This window comes from Alteraurantiacibacter buctensis (assembly GCF_009827655.1).
Lineage (GTDB): Bacteria > Pseudomonadota > Alphaproteobacteria > Sphingomonadales > Sphingomonadaceae > Alteraurantiacibacter > Alteraurantiacibacter buctensis.
The window spans coordinates 789527-815873 of record NZ_WTYV01000002.1; the positions used below are offsets into that span (position 1 = coordinate 789527).

Genomic DNA, 26347 nt, shown 5'->3' on the forward strand with positions numbered 1-26347 from the left:
ACGTTCAGCCAGCAAACGGGGCTGTAAAGTTTACCGACATTTCACCTCTCCCCGCTAGTCCTGCATGGCCCGTCAGATCGGGCCTGCAGGTAAACCGGCTGGGACGATGGTCAGACTATTCAAACACTACGTACCGCACGCGGTGCTGCTGCTGGGTCTGCTCGATGCCGTCCTGCTGCTGGCGGCAAACAACCTCGCGTGGACACTGCGAGCTTCCCAGATTGAAAGCGATCCCGGACCGCTGATCGAGCGCCTGCCGGCGCTGGTCATCATCTCGCTGATCACCATGCTGGCCATGGTTGCGGTGGGGGTGTTTGGGCCGGATTCGCTGCGTTCGATGCGCTTCGCCGCCGCACGCCTGCTGGTTGCCGTCAGCCTGTCGGTGCTTGGCCTGGCCTTCGTGGATTTCGTCATGCCCGGCCAGACCTACTGGCGCTCCACCCTGCTGTACGGGATGGGCTTCAGCATTGTTGCCCTGCTCCTCAACAGGGTTGTAATTGCGGGCCTGCTGCCGCCCGATGCGTTCCGTCGCCGCATTTTGGTGCTGGGTGCCGGTAAGCGGGCCACGCGCCTGCAGGAACTGTCAGCAAGGCCGGAGAGCGGCTTTGGCGTGGTTGGCTTCGTGGCAATGGGCGCAACCGAGCCGCTGGTTGCAGGAGCCGTCCCGCGTTCCATGATCGACGACCTGTCTTCCCACGTTGCCAGCGTGGGCGCCAGCGAGGTTGTGCTGGCCTTGGAGGAGCGGCGTAATGCGCTGCCGTTAAAGGACCTTCTGCGGATCAAGACGCTGGGTGTCCATGTCAACGATTTCTCAAGCTTCATGGAGCGCGAGACGGGCCGCGTCGATCTCGACACGTTGAACCCCAGCTGGCTGATCTTTTCCGACGGCTTTTCCAGCGCTCGGGCCATTTCCGGCACCATCAAACGCCTGTTCGATATCACCGCCAGCCTGCTGCTGATGCTGCTGAGCCTGCCGGTGATCCTGCTGTTCGCCCTGATAGTGAAGCTGGACAGCCCCGGCCCGGCCTTTTTCCGCCAGAAGCGGGTGGGCCTTTACGGCCAACCGTTCGAACTGATCAAGCTGCGCTCGATGCGGACCGATGCCGAGAAGAACGGGGCCCAGTGGGCGCAGAAGAGTGATCCGCGCATCACCCGCGTGGGGGCAATGATCCGCAAGTTGCGTATCGATGAACTGCCGCAGGTGTGGACCGTGCTGAAGGGCGACATGAGCTTTGTCGGTCCCCGGCCCGAAGTGCCCCAGTTCGTCGACGATCTGGAGGAGAAGCTTCCCTATTACGCCGAGCGGCACATGGTGAAGCCCGGCATCACCGGCTGGGCACAGATCAACTATCCCTATGGCGCATCGATCGAGGATGCGCGGCACAAGCTGGAATACGATCTCTACTACGCCAAAAACTATACCCCTTTCCTTGACCTGCTGATCCTGTTGCAGACCTTGCGGGTGATCCTGTGGCCGGAGGGCGCGCGATGAGTGGTGCCTTGTGGACCTTGCTGGTCACCGGCGCGCACCTGCTGGCGGCCACTGCTGCGATCCTGCTGGCGCTGGTTCATGCCAGCCAGAAGGGCGGCGAGCGGCGGCTGCTGCGCCGTGCCAACCTGGCCCTGGCGCTCTCGGCCCTGTGGGCGCTGGCGGGTGTGGGCTATGACGGTAGGGGCTCGGAACTGCACCTGCTGCTGGGGCTGGCAGACCTGGCCTGGCTGTGGCTGCTAGCCGGCTTCTTCGCCAGCGACGAGCGGGACAAGAGCATTGCCCTGGTCAGTCCGTTGATCCACGCGCTGGCCCTCGTCGAAACAGCGCAGATCGCTATTGCCGCACTACGCCTGCCGGTCTGGGCTTATGGCGTATTGCCCGCGCCGGTCAGTGATGCGCTGTTCTCGCTTTCGGTCATGTTCCAGTTGCTGTTCTGCATCGGCGCACTGGTGCTGGTGCACAACCTCTATGTCGGCGCCGCCCAGCCGGCGCGGCAGGGCCTGCGCTGGCCGGCGGCAGCCCTGGCGGTGCTGTGGCTGTATGACTTAAACCTCTATACGATCACCTATCTTGCGGACCGCATCCCCGCCGCCCTGGAGGAGGGACGCGCGCTGGCCCTGCTGGTGGTCGTCGCCCTGCTGGGCATCGGCACCCTGGGTCGTCGCGGAGACCTACGCTTCCAGCCGTCTCGCAGCTTTGCCTTTCGCTCGTTCTCGCTGGCGGTGATCGGCGCCTACCTGGTGGTGATGGTGCTGATCGCCCAGGCGATTGCCTATACCGGCAACGACATGGCCAAGGCCGCGCAGATCGGCTTTGTCGTCATTGCCAGTGCCATTGCCCTGGCCGTTGTGCCTTCGCGCCGGGTGCGGGGGTGGCTGCGGGTAACCCTGACCAAGCACCTGTTCCAGCACCGTTATGACTACCGGGCGGAGTGGCTGCGCTTCACCGATACCATCGGCCGGGCCGGGCCGCAGGCGATATCGCTGCACGAGCGCGCGGTGCAGGCCGTGGCCGACATTGCCGACAGCCCCTCGGGCCTGCTGCTAACCCCACGCGAGGAGGGTGGCCTGGCTGTCGATGCGCGGTGGAACTGGCGCAGCATCGAAGTGCCAGCCATGGCCATGGATGCCGCCGCCGTGCGCTTCTTCGAGGAGCGGCAGTATATCGTCGACCTCGACGACCTGCGCGCCGGCCGCAAGCAGGATATTCCTGAATGCGCCAGCCCCGCCTGGCTGCTGGCCAACCCCGACGCCTGGGCCATGGTACCGCTGCTGCATTTCGAGCGGCTGGTGGGCATGGTAATCCTGGCGCGCCCGCCGGTCGCGCGGATGCTCGACTGGGAAGATTTCGACCTGCTGCGGGTAATCGGCCGGCAGCTTGCCAGCTACCTCGCCGAGCAGACCAGCCAGGACGCGCTGGGCGAAGCGCAGCGGTTCGACGAATTCAACCGCCGAATTGCTTTTGTGATGCACGACATCAAGAACCTGGCCAGCCAGCTCAGCCTTCTGGCGCGCAATGCGGAAAAGCACGCCGACAAGCCGGCCTTCCGTGCCGACATGATCCTGACCCTGAAGAATTCGACCGACAAGCTGCAGAACCTTCTTGCCCGTCTGTCGCGCTATGGCAGCCAGGGCGGGGCCGGGTTGCAGGATGCGGACATTGACCTGGTGCTGCAAAAGGTTACGCGCCAGTTCTTCGGCAAGCACGAGCTGGTCATGCTTGACCGCGCGCCCTGTGTGGTCCGTTGCGATCCGGAGGCGCTCGAACAGGCCCTGGTCCACCTGGTGCAGAACGCCATCGAAGCAGGCCCCGAAAACTCGCCGGTGTTTCTCGATTTGCGCGTGGATGCTTCCGGCGCGCATATCGAGGTGATCGACAACGGCTGCGGGATGAGCCCCGAATTCATCCGCACCCGGCTGTTCAAGCCCTTCCACTCCTCCAAACAGGGCGGCTTTGGCATCGGCTGCTTCGAGGCGCGCGAGATGGTGCGGGCCATGGGTGGCAGGCTTGACGTGGAATCGCGCGAGGGCATCGGCACCCGCTTCCAGATTACCCTGCCGCTCGATCCTGCCAGCGGCCTGATAGAAACCTTGAGACAACAAGCCGGTCCGGCAACGGAGGTCGCATGAAATCGCCTGAGAAACCCCGCCTGCTGATCGTCGAGGACGATCCTGGCCTGCAGGCCCAGTTGAAGTGGGCCTATGACGATTTCGAGGTCACCATCGTGGGCGACCGGGAAAGCGCCATCACCGCCCTGCGGGCCGAGGAACCGAACGTGGTGACGCTGGACCTGGGCCTGCCGCCCGATCCGGACGGGACCAGCGAGGGTTTTGCGGTGCTGGATGCCATCATGGCGCTGAAGCCCGATACCAAGGTGATCGTGGCATCGGGCCATGGCGCGCGCGAATCCGCGCTGACCGCGATCGAGCGCGGAGCCTATGACTTCTACCAGAAGCCGGTGGATATCGAGCAACTGGGCCTGATCGTGCGCCGCGCCTTCAATCTGCACCGGATCGAGGCGGAGAACCGCGCCCTTGCCGAGCGGGCGGGCGACGACAACCGCGTGCTGGGCCGGATGATTACCAGCGCGCCGGAAATGGTCCGCGTGGCGCGCACCATCGAACGGGTAGCCAACACCAACGTTTCTGTCATGCTCCTAGGAGCCAGCGGCTCGGGCAAGGAGCTGCTGGCGCGTGGCCTGCACGATGCCAGCGGGCGGCGTAACGGTGCCTTCATCGCCATCAACTGCGCGGCCATCCCCGAGAACCTGCTGGAGAGCGAGCTGTTCGGCCACGAGAAGGGTGCCTTCACCGGCGCGGTCAAGACTACCGAGGGCAAGATCGAGCTGGCCAGCGGCGGCACCCTGTTCCTCGACGAAGTGGGCGATATCCCCCTGCCGCTGCAGGTGAAGCTGCTGCGCTTCATCCAGGAGCGCACGATCGAGCGGATCGGTGGGCGCAAGGCGATCGATGTGGACACCCGCATCGTTTGCGCCACGCACCAGAACCTGGAAGCGATGATTGCCGCCGGTACCTTCCGCGAAGACCTGTTCTATCGCCTGGCCGAAGTGGTGGTGAAGATCCCCAGCCTGGCTGAACGCCCGGGTGATGCAGTGCTGCTGGCCAAGGCCTTCCTAAAGCGCTTCGCGGCGGAAATGAACCCGCAGGTGACCGGGTTTGCCCCGGATGCGCTGGCCGCGATCGACGGATGGCCCTGGCCTGGCAACGTCCGCGAGCTGGAAAACCGCGTCAAGCGCGCCGCGATCATGGCCGATGGCAAGCTGGTCACCGCCGCAGACCTGGACCTGCAGGGCAACGGCGAGGAAGCCGATGGCGACGTGCTCAACCTGAAGAGCGCGCGGGAAGCGGCGGACCGCAAGGTAATCCGCCATGCCCTGGCGCGCAGCGAAGGCAACATCTCCAGCACCGCGCGGTTGCTGGGGATCAGTCGGCCGACCCTGTATGACCTGCTCAAGCAATACGACCTCTCGGCCTGACCGCCGCCGCCTGGCGGTGCTGCTGGCTGCATGCGCCTGCCTGGCGCTGGCGTCCGCGGCCGATCCGCTGGGCGCGGCGCCGGCAGATGACGCTGTTGCCGAGGCCCGCGCCGCGCTCGAGCGAGGTGACGGTGTGGCTGCCGAAGTGGTCGGCAAGCAGGCGCTGGATCAGGGTGCGCCGCGCACGGCCGTGGCGGCCTATATCGGCGAAGGCGAACTGCTGCAGGGCGATCTTGCCGAAGCACGCGAATGGCTGGGCGAGGGGGGCTTCGATGCTGCTAGCCACGATCGCGGCTTTGTGGCGCTCGCCAAGCTGGAAATCGCTGCAGGAAATTTTGCCGCTGCGGAAGCGGCGTTCGACCAGGTGCTGCAGCATGGCCGCCCTAATGCGGCCACCTGGGTCGAGATCGGCCGTATGCGCTATCGCGCGGGCGAACACCACGCTGCGCTGGCGGCGGCGCGCCAGGCGCTGCAGCTTGACGGTGAGAGCCCCGCCGCACTGGAGTTCATGGGCCAGCTTACCCGCGACGCGCAGGGGCCGCTTGCCTCGCTAGACCTGTTCCGCCGGGCTATGCGCCAGGCACCCCAGGACATGCAGCTTGCCGCGCAATATGCCGCAACGCTGGGTGATGCGGGCGAGCACCGGCAAATGCTGGCGACGGTGCGCGAGATCGTGAAGCAGAGCCCGGACATCCCGCAGGCCTATTACCTGCAGGGCATCCTCGCCGCGCGTGCTGGAGACGATGATCTTGCCCGCGCCCTGTGGTGGCGGACGGAGGACGCCTTTGCCGAGACCGCGGCGGGGATGCTGGTGGCAGGCGTGCTGGAATACCGCTCTGGCAATCCGGCGGCGGCGGCGGAAAGCTTTGCTAAGCTTTCCCGAATGCAACCGCTGAATATCACCGCGCAGTTGCTGTTCGCCCGTGCATCTGTGGCCAACGGCGAGGCCAACGTGGCCGTGCCCGTGCTGGAGCGGCTGGCAGAACGGCAGGATGCTTCCGCCTATACATTGGTGCTGCTGGCGCGAGCTTACGAACAGCTTGATCGGCGCGGGGATGCCGCCCCGCTGCTTGACCGGGCCGCCGCCCTGCCGCGCCCGGCGTCAGGTGCAATAGCTGCGCTGTGGCTGCGCGACGAAGCGGGCCGCACCCGCGATCCTGCCGACCCCGTCCAGCATCTCCGCGAGCTGGTGAACAACGGCCGCGTAGCAGAGGCGCGCGGGCTGGTGGCCGGGGTCGCCAGCCAGTTCGACGGTTCGGTAGACCTGCAATTGGTGGCGGGGGACGGGGCCCTGCTGGCGGGCGACGCTTCCGCTGCTCGCGCCGAGTATCGCCAGGTGGCCCTGATCCGGACCAATTGGCCACTCGTGCAGCGCATGGTGGCGATTGACCTCGCCAGCGGAAATGTTGCCGCCGCGCGGCGCCTTCTGGCAACCTACCTGCGCACCAATCCGCGAGACTTTGCCGCTGCGGCCATGCTCGGCCGACTGGAGCGCGATGCGGGCAACGCGGCGGCCGCCGCAGCGCTGCTTGGCTATGCCGCCAGCGCCGGATCTGGCCCGTCCGACCCGCTACTGCTGGGTGACCTTGCCACGGTGGAGCAGGCCCTCGGCCGGCGCGAGGCCGCGCTCGATAATGCTCGCCATGCGGCTCGCCTGGCCCCCGCCAACGGCCGCCTTTCCGCCCTGTTGCAGCGCCTGCGAGGCAGTGCGGCCGAAAGCTGACGGCGATCGGCACTGGACAGCGCCGCCTGCAGGCGGCAGGCCTGCGCCATGACCCCGGCCCGCTTTTTCGGCTCCATCGATCCGCTGGTGCGGCTGCTGCTCGTCGCCATCGTCCTTGCCACGATCCTGCCCGTAACCGGGGAGGGGCGGGTGATAGCCCGTTTCGTCTCCGATGCGGCAATCTTTCTGCTGTTCTTCCTCAACGGCCTGCGCCTGCCGCGCAGGGACGTGATGCGAGGTATCGGCAACTGGCGCTTCCTCATGCCGCTGTTCATCTGGTGCTTTGCCGGGATGGGCCTGGCGGGCTGGGGGCTGTGGCAGGCCGGCATGACGATTTTGCCCGAGCAGGTGGCGCTGGGCCTGCTGTTCCTGGGTGTGCTGCCCAGCACCGTGCAATCCGCCACCGCCTATTCCAGTCTGGCGGGCGGCAACGTGGCGACATCGGTGGTGGCGGCTGCGGTGATCAACGTGGCCGGGGTATTCGTCACCGCTCCGCTATTCGCCCTGGCGGCCGGCACGGCCAGCACCGGCATCGACATCGGCGGGCTGGAGCGGATCGCCACGATCCTGCTGCTGCCCTTCGCATTGGGGCAACTGGCGCAGGGCTTGGCCGGCGGATGGGTGAAGGACCACAAGCCACTGGTAAGCTGGATGGACCGCAGTTCCATCGCCATTGCGGTCTATGTGGCCTTTTCGGGCGCGGTGGAACAGGGCCTCTGGAGCCGGGTTGACCTCGCCGCATGGGCCGCGCTGGTGGCCTGCGTGGCAGTGTTCCTGCTGGTCGGCTTTGGCGGATCGTGGCTGCTGGGTGGACTGCTGCGGCTTGAGCGGTCAGACCACATCAGTTTTCTGTTTGCCGGGGCGCAGAAGAGCATCGCGCTGGGCGCGCCGCTGGCCACCGTGCTGTTCCCGCCAGCTATCGCTGGGCTGCTGCTGCTGCCCGTGCTGGTCTATCACCTGCTGCAACTGGTCCTGTCTGCCCCGTTGGCGAACCGCCTCAACCCGCATCCGGCGACGTAGCGTTCAGCGCATCCTCGCGCCGCTTGTGGCGCACCGACCACCAGAAGCTCAGGCCGATCAGGATGCCGCCGATCAGGCCGGTGATCGTCTCCGGAATATGCCACTTGGCCGAAAGCAGCATGATCGCGCCCAGCACCACGATGGCCCAGAAGGCCCCGTGCTCGAGGTAACGGTATTCTGCCAGGGTGCCCTGCTTCACCAGGTGCACGGTCATTGAACGCACGAACATGGCGCCGATCGACAGGCCCAGGGCAATGACGATCATGTTGTTGGACAGGGCAAAGGCCCCGATCACGCCATCGAAGCTGAAGCTGGCATCGAGGATGTTAAGGTAGAGGAATCCGCCAAAGCCGCTGCGCACCACGGCCCCGGCCATACGGGCAGCCTCTTCCTTCATCTCCAGCCAGTGGCTGACTGCTTCAACCGCGATGAAGGTGACGAGGCCCAGCATGCCGGAGACGATGAAGGTCAGCGCATCCTCGGTTGGAAGCAGGGTGGAAATGCCCCACATGCCCAGCAGCAGCAAGGCAATCTCGATGGCAGGAAGGGCGGCGACTCGGGTCAGCGAACGCTCGATCACGCCGATCCAGTGCACATCCTTGTCGGCGTTGAAGAAGAACTTCATGCCCACCATCGCCAGGAAGGCACCGCCGAAACCGGCAATGCCGATGTGGGCGGAATTGACCAGCCGCTCGTATTCCTGCGGATCGTTCAGCGACAGATCCAGCGCCTGCATCGGCCCGATCCCCGCCGCGATGGCGACAATGGCCAGCGGGAAGACGATGCGCATGCCGAACACGGCAAAGGCGATGCCCCAGGTGAGGAAGCGCTTCTGCCACACCTCGTCCATTTCCTTCAGCACCGAGGCGTTGACCACGGCGTTGTCGAAGCTGAGCGAGACTTCCAGCACCGACAGGATCACGATGATCCAAAGCAGCGACAGCATGCCCCCGATGGTGCCGGTACTTTCTAGCCCGTACCAGGCACCAAGGCCCAGACAGATGACGGTGAAGATCAGCGAGAAAGTATAGAAGCGCAGCAGGGTTTGCATCCGGGAGTGGTCCGACAGCTAGGAGGAAAGAGGGGTTACTTGGGCTGGTAGGTCTGGTCTGGCCCGGGGAAACTGCGGGTACGCACTTCCTCGGCATAGTTCTGCGCCGCCGCAGCAATGATCGCGGCGACGTTCTCGTAGCGCTTCACGAAGCGCGGCACGCGTTCAAACATGCCCACCATGTCGTCGGTCACAAGCACCTGCCCGTCACAGCGGGCCGAAGCGCCGATGCCGATGGTGGGGCAGGATACCGCCTGGGTTACGGCCAGGCCCAGCGGCTCCACCACGCCTTCCAGCACGATGGCGAAAGCCCCGGCAGCGTCGAGCGCCTTGGCATCGCCCACGATCTTGGCAGCTTCCGCCTCGCTGCGCCCGCGCGGACCATAGCCGCCCAGCACGTTGACCGCCTGCGGCGTTAGGCCGACGTGGCCCATCACGGGAATGCCGCGCTGAACCAGGAAGGCCACGGTTTCGGCCATGGCCGCGCCGCCTTCCAGCTTGATGGCAGTGGCACCGCTGGCCTTCAGCAGGCGGGCCGCAGTGGCAAAGGCCTGTTCGGGCGAACCTTCGTAGCTGCCGAAAGGCAGGTCCACCACCACCACCGAGTGATAGGATCCGCGCACCACGGCGGCGGCGTGGTTCTCCATCATCTCCACGGTCACCGGCACGCTGGAGGGCAGGCCATAGATCACCTGGCCCAGCGAATCGCCCACCAGCAGCAGGTCGCAATGGGCATCGAGCAACTGCGCCTGGCGGGCAGTATAGGCGGTGAGCATCACGATCGGCTCGGCCGTCACCCCGTCGCGCTTGCGATCGCGGATCGCCGGCACAGTCAGCCGCCGCATGGGCTGCGGCGTGGGATGCGCGCGGCTGGTGGAGGTGTCGAGGTTGAAGGTGGTGGACATGGCTGCCTTCTAGGGTCCGCGCTGCGCGCCAGCAAGTGCGCGTTCGGGCGTTGCCCCGATGGAGTGCGGGCCGCCACCGCCAGGAACGATGACGACCCGCTCCCTGACTGATTTGGGGGGCAGTCAGGGTGGACTTGCTACAGGCTGGTTTCCACGTGTTCCTTGGCCGCTTCGTCCTGCACGTCGAAGCCCAGCAGCATCTTGATGTTGTCGATCATGCCCAGATCGCTGTTCCAGATTTCGGCCTTGCTTAGGTCCATCCGCAGTAGGAGCAGTCGGGGGTCGTCCTTGCCTTCGAACCACGAGGCGATGATCGGGCTCCAGAACTGGTCCACCCGCTCGCGGCTGGTTTCGGTGACCAGGGTGCCGTCCAGACGGGTGAAGAGCTGGTTGTCCTTGGCCGCAAAGGTGGCGGTTGCCGGTCCGCCGGCGGCCAGGTGGTGCTCCTTGCTGGTGAAGAACCAGATGGCGCCGTTGGCATCCTTGTCGAGCTGGGCGGTCATCGGCACGGCGCCTTCGGGCTGGCCGTTGCGCTGCAGGAACACGAAGGGGCTGGCCGCCAGCGCGGTCCAGAACTGGTGCTTGAGGTCTTTAGTGGTGCTCATCTGGTATTCTCCTTTGTGAGGCCAACGGCACAGCCGCGCTGGCGTTCCCGCGGGATTGCCAAAGCCCATCTGTGAGAACATAAATAGAACATCGGAGCGATTCGCATGGACCTTGCCACCCTTCCCACGGCTGCCCGGCTGCTGACGCTGGGGCAGGGCGCACCGCGCTGGCGGCCCGGTCTGCCTCCGGCGGGCCCCGTGCATCACGAGATTTTCGCCCCTGCCGACGAAGCGGGCGGGGCCGCTTTCGCCCTGGCCCTGGCGCTCGATAGCCTGCGTGCACAAGCCCCCGGGGAGGAGGCGCGACGTGGCGTGTTCCTGGCGGAAAGGCCGCTGCTGTGGGTGCAGGATGCCGCTTCGATCCGGAAGGCTGGGCGGCCCTATGCTCCCGGCCTGCCGCCTGCTTGGCGCAACCGGGTGATCCACGTGGCGGTGAAGGATGCCGCCGATGCCCTGTTCGCGCTGGAGGAGGGGATGCGCTGCCGCGACCTGGCCTGCGTGATCGGGGAGATATGCGGCAATCCGCGCGCGCTGGACCTCACCGCCTCGCGCCGGCTGGGGCTGGCGGCGGAAAGGCACGGCGTGCCGCTGTTCCTGGTGCGCCACGATGCCGCGCGCGACATCAGCTCGGCGCGGATGCGCTGGCAGGTGCGCTCTGCCGCGTCACCCCTGCCGCGCTGGAATGCGGCGGCACCCCGGGCCGGGCCGGGGGTCGGCTCGTGGCATGCCGAACTGTTCCGCGCCCGCACCCACCCTCCCGGAGAATGGACCCTGCACGATGACGGACAGACCCTCATCGCCGAGCGGCCGGTCGCTCACGCCACCGCGCCGGATCATGGCGCTATGGCTGGCGCGGCTGGCGCTTGACCGCTGGCGTCAGGCGCAAGGTTGCGCGCGCGGGGAGGGATCCGATGCCCAGCCGCTGGCGCTGGTAACCGAAACCGCACACGGGCCGCGCATCGATGCCGCGAACGATGCCGGCGCTGCGGGCGGGGCCGCGCCCGGCATGTTGCTGGCCGATGCCCGTACGCTGTGCCCTGCCTTGCAGGTGGTCGCTTCGGACCCCGCAGGCGATCTTGCTTTCCTTGAACGGCTGGCGCTGTGGGCGCGGCGCTGGGGGCCATGGTCGGCAATGGATGCGCCCGATGGCCTGCTGGTGGACGTGACCGCCGTGGCTCACCTGTTCGGCGGCGAGGAAGCGCTGCTGGCCGATGTCCACCGCCAGCTGGAGGCGCGCGGGCTGGCGGTCCGCGCTGCCATTGGCCCCACGGCGGGATCGGCCTGGGCGCTGGCCCGCTATGGCCCGCCGGCTGCCATCCTGTCTCCCGGCGAGGACGTGATCGCCCGCCTGGCCGCGCTGCCGGTGGCGGCGTTGCGGCTGGATGATGACGTGCTGCTGGTGTTGCGCCGGCTGGGGCTGAAGCGGCTGGGTGACCTTGCGGGAATAGGCGAGGGCACGGGAGGCCGCGATGCCGTGCAGCGCCGCTTCCGCAACCGCCGCTCGCCCGCCGCCAACCCGCTGATCCGGCTGGACCAGATTGCCGGGCGCGTGCCCGAACCGCTGCTGCCGGTGATCGCGGTGGAACCCTGCCTGGCCGAGCGGCGCCTGCTGGAACCCATCCGCCACCGCCCCTTGCTCGATCAGGTGCTGGCCGACCTGGCGGGAGACATGGTGCGCCTGCTCGAAGCGCGCGGAGAAGGCGCGCGGCGGTTGGAGCTGGGGTTGTGGCGGGTGGATGGCGAGGTGGTGGTGCGCCGCCTGGAACTGGCTGCGGCCACCCGTGATGTGGCCCACGTCTGCCGTCTGTTCGCCACCCGGCTGGACGATGTCGATGCCGGTTTCGGGATCGAGCTGGTGCGCCTGCTGGCCACCTGGACCGAGCCGCTGGCCCTGGCCCAGGCCGATCTGGATGCCGCAGCCGATGCCCATGGCATATCACTGGCGGCCTGCATCGACCGGCTGACCGTGCGGTTGGGGGCCAAGGCCTTAAGCCGCCCCGTGCCGCGCGGCAGTCATAAGCCCGAGCGGGCGCAGGGCTGGCAGGCGCCGCTCGATCCGGTCAGGCCTTCTCAGGAAGTCTTTGCTTTCCACAGCAGACCATTGAAATTACTTGAACGTTCAGAGTCTATCGCAGTCATCTACGCCAGTCCTGACGGCCTGCCGCGCCGGTTCAGTTGGCGGGGGCAGGCGCGCGAGGTGGCGCGGGTGGAGGGGCCGGAACGGATCAGCCCTGAATGGTGGCGCGAGAAGGGCGGATCCCGCCTGCGCGATTATTACCGGATCGAGGACGCAAGCGGCTGCCGCTACTGGATCTATCGCGAAGGCATCATGGGTGACGCGCGCGGCGGCATGCCGCAGTGGTTCCTGCAGGGGTTGTTCGGCTGATCCTGACCTCGCGTTTGCGACGAGCCGAACACGGGCGGCGGCAAATCCGCTAGGCACAACAAGCATCAGAACATATATAGAACATATGACCCATCCGACCGTTATCGAAAAGCTCGCCGTGTTGGCCGATGCGGCCAAATATGATGCCTCGTGCGCCTCTTCAGGCACCACCAAGCGCAGTTCAAAAGGGGTCAAAGGGGGCATAGGCTCTACCGAAGGGATGGGCATCTGCCATTCCTATGCGCCCGATGGCCGCTGCATCTCGCTGCTCAAGATCCTGCTGACCAACCACTGCATTTTCGATTGCCACTATTGCATCAACCGCAAGAGCAGCAACGTGGCCCGCGCCCGCTTCACCCCGCAGGAAGTGGCGGACCTGACGATGGCCTTCTATCGCCGCAATTACATCGAGGGGCTGTTCCTCTCATCGGGCATCGTGAAAAGCGCCGACCACACGATGGAGCAGCTGGTGGAAACCGCGCGCATCCTGCGCCACGAGCACCAGTTCCGCGGCTATATCCACCTCAAGACCATACCCGAAGCCTCGCCCGAACTGGTCCACCAGGCGGGCCTGCTGGCCGATCGCGTCTCCATCAACGTGGAACTGCCCACCGACAGCGGCCTGACCCGCCTGGCGCCGGACAAGAACGCGCGCCAGATCGAAGGGGCGATGGGGGGCATGAAGATGGCCATTGCCCAGGCGCGGGACGAGAAGAAGCGTTTTCGCCACGCGCCCACCTTTGCCCCCGCAGGGCAATCCACGCAGATGATCGTGGGGGCGGACGGGGCCAGCGATGCGGATATCGTGGGCAAGGCCAGCCGCCTGTACGACGGGTTCCGTCTGCGCCGGGTTTACTACTCCGCCTTCAGCCCTATTCCCGATGCCAGCGCCGTGCTGCCGCTGAAGCGCCCCCCGCTGATCCGCGAGCACCGGCTGTACCAGTCCGACTGGCTGATGCGGTTCTACGGCTATTCCGCGCAGGAGGTGGTGCAGGCGACCGACAGCATGGGCAACCTGCCGCTGGATATCGATCCCAAGCTCGCCTGGGCGTTGAAGTTTCGTGAACATTTTCCAGTGGATGTGAACCGTTGTTCGCGCGAGATGTTGCTCCGCGTGCCGGGGCTGGGCACGCGCGCCGTGGGCCAGATCCTCGCCAGCCGCCGCCATCGCACCTTGCGGCTGGAGGATGTGGGCAAGCTCACCGTCTCGGTAGCCAAGGTGCGCCCGTTCATCGTCACCTGTGACTGGCGGCCCACGCTGCTGACCGACCGGGCGGACCTCAGGGCCATGCTTGCCCCCAAGGCCGAGCAGCTTGAGCTGTTCGCGGCATGACCGCGCTCCAGCATGTCCGCTTCGGCGCGTTCTACGCCGTGCATCTGCCGCAGCCGGACGATTTTTCCTTCTGGCGCGAGCGGGCGCGGCAACTGGTCCAGTGCGATGTGCCGCCCGACCGGGTGGCGTGGCTGGAACCGGGGGCCAATGGCAACCTGTTTGCCAAGGGGGAAAGCCGCTTGCCCACACCGCCTGCCGATGCACGCGCGGTGCGGGCCAGCAAGGCCTTCGTGCAGGCGGCGCAGACCGCCATCTGCCACGCCGATCCTGCGCGGTTCGACCTGCTCTATCGCCTGTTGTGGCGGCTGCAGGGCAATCCGCGCGTGCTGGAAGACCGTGCTGACAATGATGTGCGGCGGCTGGACGAACTGACGCGGCAGGTGCGGCGTGACATCCACAAGATGCGCGCTTTCGTCCGCTTTCGCGTGGTGCCGCCCGATCCCGATGCGATGGGCCGGGAGACGCACGAGCACTACATCGCCTGGTTCGAGCCGGAACATCACATCCTGCGCAACAATGCCGGCTTCTTCACCCGCCGTTTTGCCGGGATGCGCTGGTCGATCCTGACCCCGCAGGGTTCGCTTCATTGGGATGGCGAAACACTGTGCGAGGGCCCGCCCGCGCTGAAGGCCGATGCCCCGGCGGGCGATGCGATGGAGGAACTCTGGCGCCGTTACTACGCTTCCATCTTCAACCCCGCGCGACTGAAGATCGGTGCAATGCTGAAAGAAATGCCGCGCAAGTATTGGAAAAACATGCCTGAAACCGCGCTGATCGCCGATCTGGTGGCCGGCGCGCAGGGGCGGGAGGCGGCGATGGTGGCAGCAGGCACGGTGGACATGGGTGAGCGGCCCGAGACGCTGGCGGCGATCGACCGGGCGATCCACGCCTGCCGGAAATGCCCCATCGGCCTGCTGGAGAACCGCGCGGTGATGGGCGAGGGGCCGCCGGGTGCGCCGCTGATGATCGTGGGCGAGCAGCCGGGCGACCAGGAGGACCTGGCTGGCAAACCCTTCGTCGGCCCTGCCGGGCAACTGCTGGACAGGCACCTTGAGCGCGCGGGGATCGATCGGCAGGCGGCTTATGTCACCAATGGGGTGAAGCACTTCAAGTTCGTGATGCGGGGGAAAAGGCGGCTGCACCAGTCGCCCACCGCCAAGGAGATCGACACCTGCCGCTGGTGGCTGGAAGGTGAGCGGGCCTTGGTGAAGCCGAAAGTGGTGCTGGCCCTGGGTGCCAGCGCCGCACGCAGCCTGCTGGGCCGCACCGCCAGCATCGCCCGCGAACGGGGGCGGCCACACGCGTTGGATGATGGCAGCGAGCTGTGGATCACCGCCCATCCGTCCTACCTGCTGCGGCTGGAGGGTGCGGCGCAGGAGGAACAGGAGCGGTTGTTCGCAGCAGACCTTGCCGCCGTGGCCGGGCGGCTGGCGGAGCTTGTGGAGTGAAGCCCTTCAATTCGTCATTGCGAGGCCGCAGGCCGAAGCAATCCAGTGCGTGTTACGCGGCTCTGGATTGCTTTGTCGGCTACGCCTCCTCGCAATGACGAGGGGGTTGGAATGCCCGAAAACGACCTCCTCGTCCCCCGCCGCACGATCGAACTCGATCCGGATGGCCTAACCCCACCCGAGCGCGCGCCTTATGTCGAACTGGGCCTGGCGACCTGCTTTTCCTTTCTGCGCGGCGCTTCCGATGCGGTGGACCTGGCCCTGCGGGCGCGGGCGCTGGGCTATGATGCGCTGGGTATTGCCGACGTCAACTCCATGGCCGGGGTGGTGCGGCTGCATTGCGAGGCAAAAACGCTCAAGATAAAGCCAGTTATCGGCTGCAGGATAGAAACGGTGGAAGGCCTTGCCTTCCTTGCCTATCCGGAAAACAGGGCCGCCTATGGTCGCCTGTGCCGGCTGATTTCCGCCGGACGCATGGGACGGCTGGATGGCACCTGGCAGGACAAGGGCGTGTGCGAGATCAGCCTGCCGATGCTGGCCGACCACGCCGAAGGCGTGCACCTGGTGCTGTTGCCGCCACGCGATCTGGACGCCCGCCTGACCGTGACCGCCTGGGGCAACAACGTGGTGACGCTGGAGCGCGAAGCTTTCGCCCCCGAGGTGGCCGGCAGTTTTGCCGAAGTCCTGCCCCATCTGGCTGCCGGTTTGCCTGCCTTGTGCCATGTGGGGGCCAGCTACCTCTATTGCGGGGACGATCTGGCACGGATCGAGCGGCTGGATATGCTGGCGCGGGCAAATGGCCTCTCGCTGCTGGCTACCAACGACGTGCTCTATCACGCACCCGAGCGCCGTCCGCTGCATGACGTGATGACAGCCATCCGCCACAAGACCACCGTGGCCGCCGCCGGTCACCTGCTGGAAGCCAATGCCGAGCGGCACCTGAAAAGCCCTGACGAGATGGCGCGGCTGTTCGCCCGCTGGCCCCACGCCGTGGCCGCCACCCGCGCGCTGGCCGATGCCTGCCGGTTCTCGCTGGACGAACTGCGCTATGAATATCCGGAGGAGATCTATCCCGATGGGCTGACTCCGCAGGCTTTCCTGGAACAGCAGACTTGGGTGGGGGCACGGGGCCGCTATCCCGAAGGCGTGCCCGATGCCGTGCGCGAGACGCTGGAGCGTGAGCTGGCGCTGATCGCCAAGCTGGACCTGGCGCGCTATTTCCTGACCATCAAGGACATCGTCGATTTCGCCCGCAGGTGCGATCCGCCGATCCTGTGCCAGGGGCGCGGCAGCGCGGCCAATTCGGCGGTCTGCTACGTGCTGGGCATCACCAGCGTGGACCCCGCCAAGCATGCCCTGCTGTTCGATCGCTTCATCTCCGAAGAGCGCAAGGAGCCGCCCGATATCGACGTCGATTTCGAGCACGAGCGGCGCGAGGAGGTGATCCAGCACATCTACAGCAAGTATGGCCGCCACCGCGCGGGCCTGTGCGCTACGGTGATCCACTATCGCCCGCGCATGGCCATCCGCGAGGTTGGCAAGGCCATGGGCCTCAGCGAAGATGTCACCAGCGCGCTTGCCCGCACGGTCTGGGGCGGGTGGGGGCGCGAGATTGGCGAACAGCACGTGGCCGAAACCGGCATGGACGTGACCGACCCGCACCTGCGCCGCGTGCTGAAGCTGACCGAGCAGATGATCGGCATGCCGCGCCACCTGGGCCAGCACGTGGGCGGCTTTATCCTGACGCAGAACCCGCTGACCGAGACGGTGCCGATCGGCAACGGGGCCATGCCCGACCGCACCTTCATCGAGTGGGACAAGGACGATATCGAGGCGCTGGGCATCCTGAAGGTGGACGTGCTGGCGCTGGGCATGCTCACCTGCATCCGCAAGTGCCTGGACCTGCTGGGCGCGCACCACGGGCGCGAGCTGACGCTGGCCACGGTCCCGCGCGAGGATCCGGAGGTTTACGCCATGCTGCGCAAAGGCGATTCGCTGGGCGTGTTCCAGGTGGAAAGCCGCGCGCAGATGAACATGCTGCCGCGCCTGCGCCCGCGCGAGTTCTATGACCTGGTGATCCAGGTGGCCATCGTGCGACCGGGGCCGATCCAGGGCGACATGGTCCATCCCTACCTGAAGCGGCGACGCGGGGCGGAAGCCGTGCAGATTCCAGCGCCCGCGCCCGAACACGGCCCGCCGGACGAACTGACCAGCATCCTGGGCCGCACGCTGGGGGTGCCGATCTTCCAGGAACAGGCGATGAAGATCGCGCTGGATGCGGCAAGGTTCTCCAGCCTGGAGGCCAACCGGCTGAGGAAGGCCATGGCCACCTTCCGCAGCCGTGGCATGGTGGGCGAGCTGCAGGACATGATGGTGGAGCGCATGGTGGCGCGCGGCTATGATCGCGACTTCGCCCAGCGCTGCTTCAACCAGATCAGGGGCTTTGGCGAATACGGCTTCCCCGAAAGCCACGCCGCCAGCTTTGCCCACTTGGTCTATGTTTCCAGCTGGCTGAAATGCCACTTCCCGGCGGCCTTTGCCTGCGGCCTGCTCAATTCCCAGCCGATGGGCTTCTATGCCCCGGCGCAGATCGTGCGGGATGCGCGCGAGCATGGCGTCATGGTGCTGGCGGTGGACGTGAATTGCAGCGAGTGGGACTGCACGCTGGAGCCGCAGGGGGAGGGCCGGGTGGCCCTTCGCCTGGGCCTGCGCCAGGTGGATGGCCTGCCCGAACACGTCGCCGCCGCCATCGTCGCCGCGCGCGCGGAGGGCGGGGCTTTCCGCGACGTGGCCGACGTGCGCGCCCGGGCACGGATCGGGCCGGCCCATGTGGAGCGGCTGGCCAGCGCCGATGCCTTCGGCTCGATCACCCTGTCGCGCCGGCAGGCGCTGTGGGATGCCCGCAGCCTGATCGCCGCGCCCGACCTGCCGCTGTTCGCCCATGCCGATGCGCGCGACGAGGGGGCAGAACGGGGCCGCGCGGTCCTGCCGCTGATGCCGCTATCGGAAGAAGTGGTGACCGATTACCAGACCACCCGTCTCAGCCTCAAGGCGCATCCCATGGCCTTCCTGCGCTCCGGTCTGGCCGAGCGCGGCTTTGTGCGCGCCAGCGAGCTGAGGGATCGCAAGTTCCGCTCCATGGTGCAGGTGGCCGGTGTGGTGTTGATCCGCCAGCGGCCGGGCAGCGCCAAGGGCGTCTGCTTCATCACGCTGGAGGACGAGACCGGCGTCATCAACCTGGTGGTCTGGCCGGACCTGAAGGAGAAGCAGCGCAAGGTGGTGATGGGATCGCGCCTGATGGAAGTGCGCGGCCGGGTGGAATACGATGACGAGGTGATCCACGTTATCGCCCACCACATGACCGATGCGACCGCGCAGCTCTATGCCCTGTCGGATACGCTGCTCAATGCGCCCATCGCCCGTGCCGACCATTGCAACAGCCCGCTGCCGGGCAAGTTCGGGCTGCGCCAGCCTGCGGGGCAAGCGGCAGAACCGGTGGAACCGTGGCAGCCGGTGCAGCCCGGCAACCGTGAATGCGGCTTTCACGATCCCAATACCCGCGGCCATCCGCGCAACGTGCGGATCATTCCGCCGTCTCGGGATTTCCATTAGCGATGCAATTTTCGCGCACCATCGGCGACATGAAGCGCGATCGCGCGCTGCTGGTAATCCTGATGCTGGCCGCCGCCGCAATGGCGGGACGGGCCTGGCTACTGGAAAACCCGCAGCACGATCCCTTCGCCCCGCTATCGCTGGATCATCCCCCCGGCTGGGCCACGCAGAGCAAGCTGGCCGCCCTGCGGGACAACCTGCCCGCCTGCCGACAGGTGCTGGCGGAAGGGGCGGTAGACTTTGCTGAACTGCCGCCGTCAGGCGAGGGAGCCTGCAGACGCGAGGATCGCACGAGGGCCGATGGCAACTTGCTTTCGCCCGAAGGCGCCCAGATGACCTGCCAGACCATGTTGGGCCACGAACTGTGGCTGCGCCATTCGGTCCAGCCGCTGGCGCAAGAGTTCCTTGGCAGCCGGGTCATGCGGATCGAGCACCTGGGAACCTACAATTGTCGCCGAATCGGTGGTGGTGATGATGGCGACTGGAGCGAACACGCCACCGGCAATGCCATCGACATTGCCGCCTTCATCCTGGCCGACGGGCGTCGCGTTTCCGTGCTGGATGACTGGCAGGGAGGGGACGCGGCGGCCCGGTTCCTGCACAAGGTGCGCGACGGCGCCTGCGGCAGTTTTGCGACTGTTCTCTCGCCCGATTACAACGCCGCCCACGCCGATCACCTGCATCTGGATCAGGCACCACGCATGATCGGCGGGGTCTGCCGCTGAAGCGCCCTTCCGCTGCCGCCTCCATCCAAGTCAATCCGAGGGCGCGGCATAAAAAAACCCCCGCCGAAGCGGGGGCTTTCAATTCCGGTTTGTCGCCGAGTTTACGGGCTGGCGGGCAGGGTGTTGCCGCTGCCATCTTCGATCAGATAGATGATGCCGCCGCCCAAAATGACGAACAGGACCACCAGGAGAGCCTCGCTCATGGCAGCTTCGCTCTCAGCAACGGGCGAAGCCGAGCGGTCACCCGATTCGAAAGCGATCGGGGCAGCCGTGGCAGCCACGGACGAAAGCGTCACGGCACCAGCAACGGCCGTGGTTGCGATAATTTTCTTGATCATCCTACCTCACTCGCTTCGCAAAACTATTACTGCGGTTGAACTGCGTCTTACTGCAATGCCGAACAACCCGTCAAGTTCCTACCGGCACTTAATTTGTCTGGAAAAGACCTGTGATGCATAAACATCACGCGCCAAACGCCTGAACCTATGTAAAAATCCTATGCCGTGAGCTTCGTTCCAGCCGCCTACACCGGCTCGAGCGCGTAGCCTGCGGAACGCACGGTTCGAATCGGATCGCGCATGTTGTCGACCGTCACCGCCTTGCGCAGACGCCGGATATGCACATCCACGGTGCGTTCCTCGATCTCGCTGCCGGTGCCCCAAACCGCATCCAGCAATTGGCTGCGGGTGAATACCCGCCGCGGATGCTCCATGAAGAACTTGATCAGCCGGTACTCGGTGGGGCCAACCTGCAGCACCTTGCCGCGCCGCTCCACCCGGTGTGCGACGGGATCGAGCCGCAGATCGCCAACCTCGATGGTTTCGCCGGCCAGGGCAGGTCGGACACGGCGCAGCACGGCGGATACGCGGGCCAGCAACTCGCGCGGTGAAAAGGGCTTGGTCAGATAATCGTCGGCGCCGGTCTCCAGCCCGCGAACCCTGTCATCCTCGGCTTCGCGCGCGGTCAGCATGATGATCGGCACGTGGGCGGTCGCCTTGTCACGCCGCAGGCGGCGGCAGACTTCGATGCCGCTGATGCCCTCGATCATCCAGTCGAGGATCACCAGATCGGGCACGTCCTCCGCCGCCAGCATCATGGCCTCCTCGCCATCGGCGGTCACGCGAACGGCGTAGCCTTCGCTTTCGAAACGATATTCCAGCAGTTCGGCGAGAGCCGTATCGTCTTCGACCAGCAGCAGCTTGGGAGCGGACATGGGTGGTTGCCTTCGTGGACCGGGATGCGGCCGTGTTTGATTCGCCCGCTTCATATGTCCCGAATGTGTCACCCGTGTTTCACCGTTCGATATCGGTGGGATAGGTGCCCAGCACCATGAAGTGGACCACTTCCCCCACGTTGGTCGCCTGGTCACCGATGCGTTCCAGGTTGCGGGCGACGAACAGCAACTCCGCCGCGCTGGATATGGTGGCCGGATTTTCGACCATGTAGCTGACGAGGTTGCGGAAGATGCTGTCATAGAAGGCATCCACCTTGCGATCGCGCTCGATCACCTCGCGCGCGGTGATGGGATCGCGCGCGGCATAGGCGGTCAGCACGTCGTGCACCATCTCCGCACCAAGTTCGGCCATGGCGGGCAGCAGGGTCAGCGGTTCGAACCGGTTGCGGCCCTCGATGTTCGGCGCGCGCTTCGCAATGTTCTTGGCGTAATCGCCGATCCGCTCGATCACGCTGGCGATCTTGAGTGCGGCGATGATCTCGCGCAGGTCATCGGCCATCGGGGCGCGGAGGGCGAGAACGCGGACAGCCATCGCGTCCACTTCCATTTCCAGCGCGTCCAGCTTCTTGTCGCGCGCCACCACTTCTGCGGCCAGCGCCTCGTCACCCGTAACCAGGGCCTGCATGGCCTGCTGCACCGCCAGCTCGGCCAGCCCGCCCATCTCCGCGATCAGGCCGCGCAGGCGGGTAATGTCCTCGTCGAACGCCTTGACCGTATGCTCTGCCATCAGCCGTACCTGCCCGTAATGTAATCCTGCGTGCGCTTTTCGCGCGGATTGGTGAAGATGTCCGAGGTATGGCCGTATTCCACCAGGTGGCCAAGATGGAAGAAGGCCGTGCGCTGGGATACGCGCGCTGCCTGCTGCATCGAGTGGGTGACGATGACGATGGCATAGCGGCCGCGCAGATCGTCGATCAGTTCCTCGATGCGGGCTGTGGCGATCGGATCGAGAGCCGAGCACGGCTCGTCCATCAGGATCACTTCGGGATCGACCGCGATGGCGCGGGCAATGCACAGGCGCTGCTGCTGGCCACCCGATAGCGCGGTGCCTGAATCCTGCAGCCGGTCCTTCACCTCGTCCCACAGGCCCGCGCGGTGCAGGCTGCGCTCCACGATGGCGTCCAGCTCTGCCTTGCCCTGGGCCAGCCCGTGGATCTTGGGGCCGTAAGCAATGTTCTCGTAGATCGACTTGGGGAAGGGGTTGGGCTTCTGGAACACCATGCCCACCCGGGCGCGCAACTGCACCACGTCCATGCCGGAACGGTAGATGTCTTCGCCGTCAAGCTCGATCAGCCCTTCCACGCGGGCCGAGCCGATGGTGTCGTTCATGCGGTTGAGCGTGCGCAGGAAGGTGGACTTGCCGCAGCCCGACGGGCCGATGAAGGCGGTCACGTGTTCCTGGTGGATATCGATCGAGACGTTGTCGATCGCCCGCTTCTCGCCGTAGAACACGGACACATCCGTGGCGCGGATCTTGGGTTCGCCCTGGTCGCTGGCGGGATTGGCGTTCACTTCGCTTACCATTTCTTTTCGAACCTGTTGCGCAGATAGATGGCGAGGCCGTTCATCAGCAGGAGGAAGGCCAGCAGCACGATGATGGCGGCGCTGGTGCGTTCCACGAAGCCGCGGTCGATCTGGTCGGACCACAGGTAGATCTGCATCGGCAGCACGGTGGCGTTATCGGTGAAGCCTTCGGGCGGGGTGGAAACGAAGGCGCGCATACCGATCAGCAGCAGCGGCGCGGTTTCGCCCAGCGCGCGGGCCATGCCGATGATGGTGCCGGTCAGGATGCCCGGCAGGGCCAGCGGCAGCACGTGGTGGAACACCACCTGCACCGGCGAGGCGCCGATGGCCAGCGCACCGTCACGGATGCTGGGCGGCACGGCCTTGATGGCGTTGCGGCCGGAAATCACGATCACCGGCATGGTCATCAGCGCCAGCGTCATGCCGCCGATCAGCGGGGCCGAGCGATAGCCGGGGAACAGCGTCAGGAACACGGCCAGCCCCAGCAGGCCGAAGATGATCGAGGGGACCGCCGCCAGGTTGTTGATCGACACTTCAATCAGGTCGGTCCAGCGGTTCTTGGGGGCGTATTCCTCAAGGTAGAGCGCGGCCAGCACGCCAACCGGGAAAGCCAGCAGCAGGGTGACGATCATCGTCAGCATCGAACCCTTGAGGGCGCCCCAGATGCCGACGAGCTGTGGATCGGTTGCGTCTGAGCGCTGCATGAAGCCGGGGTCGAAGCTGTCGGTCAGCAGGCCGCGTTCGGCCAGGTCCCGGGCGAGCGGCTGGAGGTCTACCTTGCCGTCACCAGCGTAGGCCGATGCCAGGTCTTCATTGGTGGCCAAGCTGAAAGTCTGCTGGCCGCGAGCGAGGGCGGGATCGGCGGCGATTGCGCTGGCAACTTCGCGCCATGCCTCGGGGTTGAGTTGCGCCGCGCCTTCTGCACCCAGCGCCTGCTCGGCGGCAAAGCCGACCACTTCCGGCAGCCCCTGGCCCTGCAGCGAGCGGACGATACCGTTTTCGTCCACCCCCTGCGGCACGCTGATGCCGACTTGGGTGAAATCGATCGGCACCTTCAGTTCGGTCCGCTGGAAGCCGCCCAGGCCGTTGAACAGCATGGTCCCCAGCAGCACCACCAGCACAGCCACGGAGAAGATCACCGCGCCCATGCCCAGCGCCTTGAAGCGCCGCTCGGCAGCATAGCGCTGCTTCAGCCGCGTCTCGAACTGCGGTGTGCGCGTGCGGCCCAGGGGGGCAGCAGGGGGAGGGGTGTCACTCATAGGCTTCACGGAACCGCTTGACCACTCGCAGGGCAACCACGTTGAGCGCCAGGGTGATGATGAACAGCACGAAGCCCAGGGCAAAGGCGCTGAGCGTTGCGGGGTGGTCCAGGCTCGCCTCGCCGGTCAACATGGCGACGATCTGGAAAGTGACCGTGGTCATCGCTTCGAACGGGTTGGCCGAGAGATTGGCCGCGGCACCGGCGGCCATCACTACGATCATCGTCTCGCCGATGGCGCGGCTGACCGCCAGCATGATGCCCGCCACGACTCCGGGCAGGGCGGCGGGGATCAGCACGCGGCGGATCGTCTCATTGGTGGTGGCGCCCATGGCCAGGCTGCCATCGCGCATGGCCTGGGGCACGGCGGTGATCGAATCGTCGGCGAGCGAGGAGACCAGCGGGATGATCATGATGCCCATCACCGCACCGGCCGCCAGCGCGCTCTCGCTCGATGCGCTGGAAATGCCGATGGCCAGGGCCATGTCGCGGATGGCGGGGGCCACGGTCAAAGCGGCGAAATAGCCGTAGACCACGGTGGGCACGCCGGCGAGCAGCTCCAGCGCCGGCTTGACCCACTGGCGCAGGCGTGGCGGGGCATATTGCGTGAGGTAGATGGCGCTCATCAGGCCAAGCGGGATGGCCACAATCATGGCGATGATCGCGCCGATAAAGATGGTGCCCCAGAACAGCGGTATCGCGCCATAGCGGCTGCCGTCCGGATTGGCCGAATTGGCCATCGGATCGGGCGCCCAGTGGGTGCCGAACAGGAAATCGACCGGGCTGACCATGCCGAAGAAACGCCAGGTCTCGAACACCAGCGTCACGAAAATGCCGAAGGTGGTCAGGATCGCCACCAGCGAAGCGAGGAACAGCACGACCAGCACGCCGCGCTCCACCCGGGTGCGGGCGGCGAAATCCGGCTTTTGGCGCGTGAAGGCCCAGGCGGCTCCGGCCAGGCCCAGCAGCAGGGTAACGGCAAGGCCGATCCAGCCGTACAGGGCGGTCGCTTCGCGGAAGGGTTCGACGAGGGCTGCGGCTTCCGGAATGGCCGTGCTGGCGGCCACACCGTTTGCCACGTCCTGCGCCTGGTTCAGGATGGCATCGCGCCGCATGCCGAAGGCCGGCAGGGCAGCCCCGGCCGGCTGGCTGACCGCGTGCTGCAGGATCAGGCCGGGCGAAATGGCATTCCATAGCGCCGCGAACAGCAGCATCGGGCCGCCGATCCAAAGCGCGGCGTACCACGCATGATAGACCGGCAGGGCAGCAAGGCGACCGTTCGCTACCTCGCGCTTGAAGCGCCAGGCACGCGACCGGGCCACCAGCCAGCCGGCAAGCCCGAGGCCGATGGCCAGGAACAGCAGGATGGCGGGTGGCATGGTGCGTGTTGGTCCGTTGTTATTTGAAGTCGGCTGCGGTCAACGCCGGGAAGTCATTGGCCGCAGTTGCGCTGCGAGCCATAACGTCATCCGGGCTGGCGACAAGGCCGATAGCAGCCAGCGGGCCCTCGCGTCCCCAGCTTTGCGCCCAGGTCGCGATGAATTCGCGCAGGCCGGCGACGGCGTCCACATGGTCCTTCTTCACATATATGAAGAGCGGACGGGCACCCGGATAGAGGAAGCTGGCGATGTTTTCATAAGTCGGCTCAACCCCGTTCATCGGCAGCCCGTGGAGCCGGTCAAGGTTCTCCTCCATGTAGGAATAGCCGAACACGCCCACGGCATTGGGATTGCCTTCGATCTTCTGGACGATCAGGTTGTCCTGCTCGCCCTGGTCGACATAGGCCCCGTCGCTGCGGACTTCGGTGCAGACCTGCTGGTAGCGATCCTCGTCCGATTCCTTCAGCGCTTCCATTTCGGGGTTGGTCTTGCAGCCGGCTTCCAGCACCAGTTCCTTCAGCGCATCGCGCGTGCCGGAGGTGCTGGGCGGGCCGTAGACCAGGATCGGCAGATTGGGCAGCGAGGGATCCACGTCGCTCCAGTTACGGGCGGTCTGCTCTTCGCCATAAGGGCTGGCTGCCAGCGCGCGATAGACGATCTCGGGCGTCAGGTTCATCTGGATGCCGCCGTTGGCCGCAGCGAAGGCGATACCGTCAAGACCCACCTGGATCTCGGTGACGTTGGTCACCCCGTTGGCCTGGCAAGTCTCGAACTCGCTCAACTTCATGCGGCGGCTGGCATTGGCGATGCTGGGGGTTTCCGGGCCGGTGCCCTCGCAGAACAGGGCAATGCCCGAGCCCGTGCCGTTCGATTCGATCAGCGGGGCTGCGAAATCGGGGAAGTTGCGGGTGAAGGTTTCCGACACGACGGTCGAGAACGGGTACACGGTGGACGAACCCACCACGCGGATTGCGCCGCTGCCATCCGATGAGCTGCCGCTACCGCAGGCTGCCAGCGATGCTGCGCCCAGCGCGGCCACCGCAAACTTGAAGGTCTTGTGCATTATCGTAGGTCCACTTCCTGTGTGCTCTGCGCGTTAGGAGCGCTGTGTTACGGTTCTAAGAAAGACGCCGGACATTCCACTGTCACATGCTGC

Annotated in this window: 21 protein-coding genes; 11 read left to right on the plus strand and 10 right to left on the minus strand. The window is 66.1% G+C overall.

Annotation, left to right across the window (positions count from 1 at the left end; genetic code table 11):
• Window positions 1-106 precede the first annotated feature (106 nt).
• Genes GRI99_RS08370 through GRI99_RS08390 form a run of 5 tightly spaced genes read left to right on the plus strand, consistent with a single transcriptional unit; the run spans window position 107 to window position 7731 of the window.
• Entirely contained in the window at window positions 107-1492 is a 1386-nt protein-coding gene (locus tag GRI99_RS08370) for a TIGR03013 family XrtA/PEP-CTERM system glycosyltransferase (RefSeq protein WP_160771696.1), read from the plus strand.
• Window positions 1489-3621 (plus strand): XrtA/PEP-CTERM system histidine kinase PrsK, encoded by a 2133-nt coding sequence (gene prsK, locus GRI99_RS08375; protein ID WP_160771551.1) that lies wholly within the window; start codon window positions 1489-1491, stop codon window positions 3619-3621. The genes GRI99_RS08370 and prsK overlap by 4 nt, the downstream gene beginning before the upstream one ends.
• Window positions 3618-4988, plus strand: a complete 1371-nt coding sequence (gene prsR / locus GRI99_RS08380; protein WP_160771552.1) for a PEP-CTERM-box response regulator transcription factor — start codon at window positions 3618-3620, stop codon at window positions 4986-4988. Before prsK ends, prsR begins: the two co-directional genes overlap by 4 nt.
• A gap of 16 nt (window positions 4989-5004) precedes the next feature.
• Window positions 5005-6711, plus strand: coding sequence for a tetratricopeptide repeat protein (locus GRI99_RS08385; protein WP_160771553.1), 1707 nt, complete (start codon window positions 5005-5007; stop codon window positions 6709-6711).
• A 48-nt stretch (window positions 6712-6759) separates the two neighbouring features.
• The gene (locus tag GRI99_RS08390) at window positions 6760-7731 is read left to right on the plus strand and encodes a bile acid:sodium symporter family protein (RefSeq protein ID WP_160771554.1); all 972 of its coding nucleotides are present in this window, start codon (window positions 6760-6762) and stop codon (window positions 7729-7731) included.
• Here GRI99_RS08390 and GRI99_RS08395 read toward each other — a convergent pair.
• From GRI99_RS08395 to GRI99_RS08405, 3 genes are all read right to left on the minus strand, one after another.
• Complete coding sequence (locus GRI99_RS08395) at window positions 7709-8782, minus strand: DUF475 domain-containing protein (RefSeq protein ID WP_202392983.1); 1074 nt, start codon at window positions 8780-8782, stop codon at window positions 7709-7711. The genes GRI99_RS08390 and GRI99_RS08395 overlap by 23 nt on opposite strands.
• Window positions 8783-8817: 35 nt before the next feature.
• Window positions 8818-9687, minus strand: a complete 870-nt coding sequence (gene panB / locus GRI99_RS08400) for a 3-methyl-2-oxobutanoate hydroxymethyltransferase (protein WP_160771555.1) — start codon at window positions 9685-9687, stop codon at window positions 8818-8820.
• A gap of 137 nt (window positions 9688-9824) precedes the next feature.
• Window positions 9825-10292: a pyridoxamine 5'-phosphate oxidase family protein gene (locus tag GRI99_RS08405; RefSeq protein ID WP_160771556.1), complete on the minus strand. Its 468-nt coding sequence runs from the start codon at window positions 10290-10292 to the stop codon at window positions 9825-9827.
• 105 nt (window positions 10293-10397) lie between these two features.
• Here GRI99_RS08405 and GRI99_RS08410 point away from each other — a divergent pair, with 105 nt between their 5' ends.
• The 6 genes from GRI99_RS08410 (at window position 10398) to GRI99_RS08435 (ending at window position 19796) form a co-directional block, all read left to right on the plus strand.
• Window positions 10398-11159 (plus strand): hypothetical protein, encoded by a 762-nt coding sequence (locus tag GRI99_RS08410; RefSeq protein WP_237438193.1) that lies wholly within the window; start codon window positions 10398-10400, stop codon window positions 11157-11159.
• Window positions 11128-12678 (plus strand): DUF6504 family protein, encoded by a 1551-nt coding sequence (locus GRI99_RS08415; protein ID WP_160771557.1) that lies wholly within the window; start codon window positions 11128-11130, stop codon window positions 12676-12678. Before GRI99_RS08410 ends, GRI99_RS08415 begins: the two co-directional genes overlap by 32 nt.
• An 85-nt stretch (window positions 12679-12763) precedes the next feature.
• A complete protein-coding gene (locus tag GRI99_RS08420; RefSeq protein ID WP_160771558.1) occupies window positions 12764-14011 on the plus strand; it encodes a putative DNA modification/repair radical SAM protein in 1248 nt (415 codons plus the stop codon).
• Window positions 14008-15459, plus strand: a complete 1452-nt coding sequence (locus GRI99_RS08425; protein ID WP_160771559.1) for a UdgX family uracil-DNA binding protein — start codon at window positions 14008-14010, stop codon at window positions 15457-15459. The genes GRI99_RS08420 and GRI99_RS08425 overlap by 4 nt, the downstream gene beginning before the upstream one ends.
• A gap of 111 nt (window positions 15460-15570) precedes the next feature.
• Complete coding sequence (locus tag GRI99_RS08430; protein ID WP_160771560.1) at window positions 15571-19071, plus strand: error-prone DNA polymerase; 3501 nt, start codon at window positions 15571-15573, stop codon at window positions 19069-19071.
• 29 nt (window positions 19072-19100) lie between these two features.
• Window positions 19101-19796: an extensin-like domain-containing protein gene (locus GRI99_RS08435; protein ID WP_237438194.1), complete on the plus strand. Its 696-nt coding sequence runs from the start codon at window positions 19101-19103 to the stop codon at window positions 19794-19796.
• A gap of 101 nt (window positions 19797-19897) precedes the next feature.
• Here the strand turns inward: GRI99_RS08435 and GRI99_RS08440 are convergent, their stop codons facing one another.
• The 7 genes from GRI99_RS08440 to GRI99_RS08470 all read right to left on the minus strand — a co-directional run bounded on the left by GRI99_RS08440 (window position 19898) and on the right by GRI99_RS08470 (window position 26254).
• Window positions 19898-20134 (minus strand): hypothetical protein, encoded by a 237-nt coding sequence (locus GRI99_RS08440; RefSeq protein ID WP_160771562.1) that lies wholly within the window; start codon window positions 20132-20134, stop codon window positions 19898-19900.
• A gap of 185 nt (window positions 20135-20319) precedes the next feature.
• The gene (gene phoB / locus GRI99_RS08445; protein WP_160771563.1) at window positions 20320-21009 is read right to left on the minus strand and encodes a phosphate regulon transcriptional regulator PhoB; all 690 of its coding nucleotides are present in this window, start codon (window positions 21007-21009) and stop codon (window positions 20320-20322) included.
• Window positions 21010-21088: 79 nt separating this feature from the next.
• Window positions 21089-21757 (minus strand): phosphate signaling complex protein PhoU, encoded by a 669-nt coding sequence (gene phoU / locus GRI99_RS08450; RefSeq protein ID WP_202392984.1) that lies wholly within the window; start codon window positions 21755-21757, stop codon window positions 21089-21091.
• The gene (gene pstB / locus GRI99_RS08455; RefSeq protein ID WP_160771564.1) at window positions 21757-22554 is read right to left on the minus strand and encodes a phosphate ABC transporter ATP-binding protein PstB; all 798 of its coding nucleotides are present in this window, start codon (window positions 22552-22554) and stop codon (window positions 21757-21759) included. Before pstB ends, phoU begins: the two co-directional genes overlap by 1 nt.
• Window positions 22548-23813, minus strand: a complete 1266-nt coding sequence (gene pstA, locus GRI99_RS08460; protein WP_160771565.1) for a phosphate ABC transporter permease PstA — start codon at window positions 23811-23813, stop codon at window positions 22548-22550. The genes pstB and pstA overlap by 7 nt, the downstream gene beginning before the upstream one ends.
• The gene (gene pstC, locus GRI99_RS08465) at window positions 23806-25191 is read right to left on the minus strand and encodes a phosphate ABC transporter permease subunit PstC (protein WP_160771566.1); all 1386 of its coding nucleotides are present in this window, start codon (window positions 25189-25191) and stop codon (window positions 23806-23808) included. Before pstC ends, pstA begins: the two co-directional genes overlap by 8 nt.
• Window positions 25192-25210: 19 nt before the next feature.
• Window positions 25211-26254, minus strand: a complete 1044-nt coding sequence (locus tag GRI99_RS08470) for a substrate-binding domain-containing protein (RefSeq protein WP_160771567.1) — start codon at window positions 26252-26254, stop codon at window positions 25211-25213.
• Window positions 26255-26347: the final 93 nt, after the last annotated feature.

Bases quoted from the DNA above. Each gene is read 5' to 3' on its own strand.
- pstB (WP_160771564.1), bottom strand. From the start codon at position 22,554: ATGGTAAGCGAAGTGAACGCCAATCCCGCCAGCGACCAGGGCGAACCC.
- GRI99_RS08410 (WP_237438193.1), top strand. From the start codon at position 10,398: ATGGACCTTGCCACCCTTCCCACGGCTGCCCGGCTGCTGACGCTGGGG.
- GRI99_RS08470 (WP_160771567.1), bottom strand. From the start codon at position 26,254: ATGCACAAGACCTTCAAGTTTGCGGTGGCCGCGCTGGGCGCAGCATCG.
- panB (WP_160771555.1), bottom strand. From the start codon at position 9,687: ATGTCCACCACCTTCAACCTCGACACCTCCACCAGCCGCGCGCATCCC.
- GRI99_RS08440 (WP_160771562.1), bottom strand. From the start codon at position 20,134: ATGATCAAGAAAATTATCGCAACCACGGCCGTTGCTGGTGCCGTGACG.
- GRI99_RS08405 (WP_160771556.1), bottom strand. From the start codon at position 10,292: ATGAGCACCACTAAAGACCTCAAGCACCAGTTCTGGACCGCGCTGGCG.
- GRI99_RS08430 (WP_160771560.1), top strand. From the start codon at position 15,571: ATGCCCGAAAACGACCTCCTCGTCCCCCGCCGCACGATCGAACTCGAT.
- pstA (WP_160771565.1), bottom strand. From the start codon at position 23,813: ATGAGTGACACCCCTCCCCCTGCTGCCCCCCTGGGCCGCACGCGCACA.
- prsR (WP_160771552.1), top strand. From the start codon at position 3,618: ATGAAATCGCCTGAGAAACCCCGCCTGCTGATCGTCGAGGACGATCCT.
- GRI99_RS08415 (WP_160771557.1), top strand. From the start codon at position 11,128: ATGGCGCTATGGCTGGCGCGGCTGGCGCTTGACCGCTGGCGTCAGGCG.
- GRI99_RS08395 (WP_202392983.1), bottom strand. From the start codon at position 8,782: ATGCAAACCCTGCTGCGCTTCTATACTTTCTCGCTGATCTTCACCGTC.
- phoB (WP_160771563.1), bottom strand. From the start codon at position 21,009: ATGTCCGCTCCCAAGCTGCTGCTGGTCGAAGACGATACGGCTCTCGCC.
- phoU (WP_202392984.1), bottom strand. From the start codon at position 21,757: ATGGCAGAGCATACGGTCAAGGCGTTCGACGAGGACATTACCCGCCTG.
- prsK (WP_160771551.1), top strand. From the start codon at position 1,489: ATGAGTGGTGCCTTGTGGACCTTGCTGGTCACCGGCGCGCACCTGCTG.
- GRI99_RS08425 (WP_160771559.1), top strand. From the start codon at position 14,008: ATGACCGCGCTCCAGCATGTCCGCTTCGGCGCGTTCTACGCCGTGCAT.
- GRI99_RS08420 (WP_160771558.1), top strand. From the start codon at position 12,764: ATGACCCATCCGACCGTTATCGAAAAGCTCGCCGTGTTGGCCGATGCG.
- GRI99_RS08370 (WP_160771696.1), top strand. From the start codon at position 107: ATGGTCAGACTATTCAAACACTACGTACCGCACGCGGTGCTGCTGCTG.
- pstC (WP_160771566.1), bottom strand. From the start codon at position 25,191: ATGCCACCCGCCATCCTGCTGTTCCTGGCCATCGGCCTCGGGCTTGCC.
- GRI99_RS08390 (WP_160771554.1), top strand. From the start codon at position 6,760: ATGACCCCGGCCCGCTTTTTCGGCTCCATCGATCCGCTGGTGCGGCTG.
- GRI99_RS08435 (WP_237438194.1), top strand. From the start codon at position 19,101: ATGAAGCGCGATCGCGCGCTGCTGGTAATCCTGATGCTGGCCGCCGCC.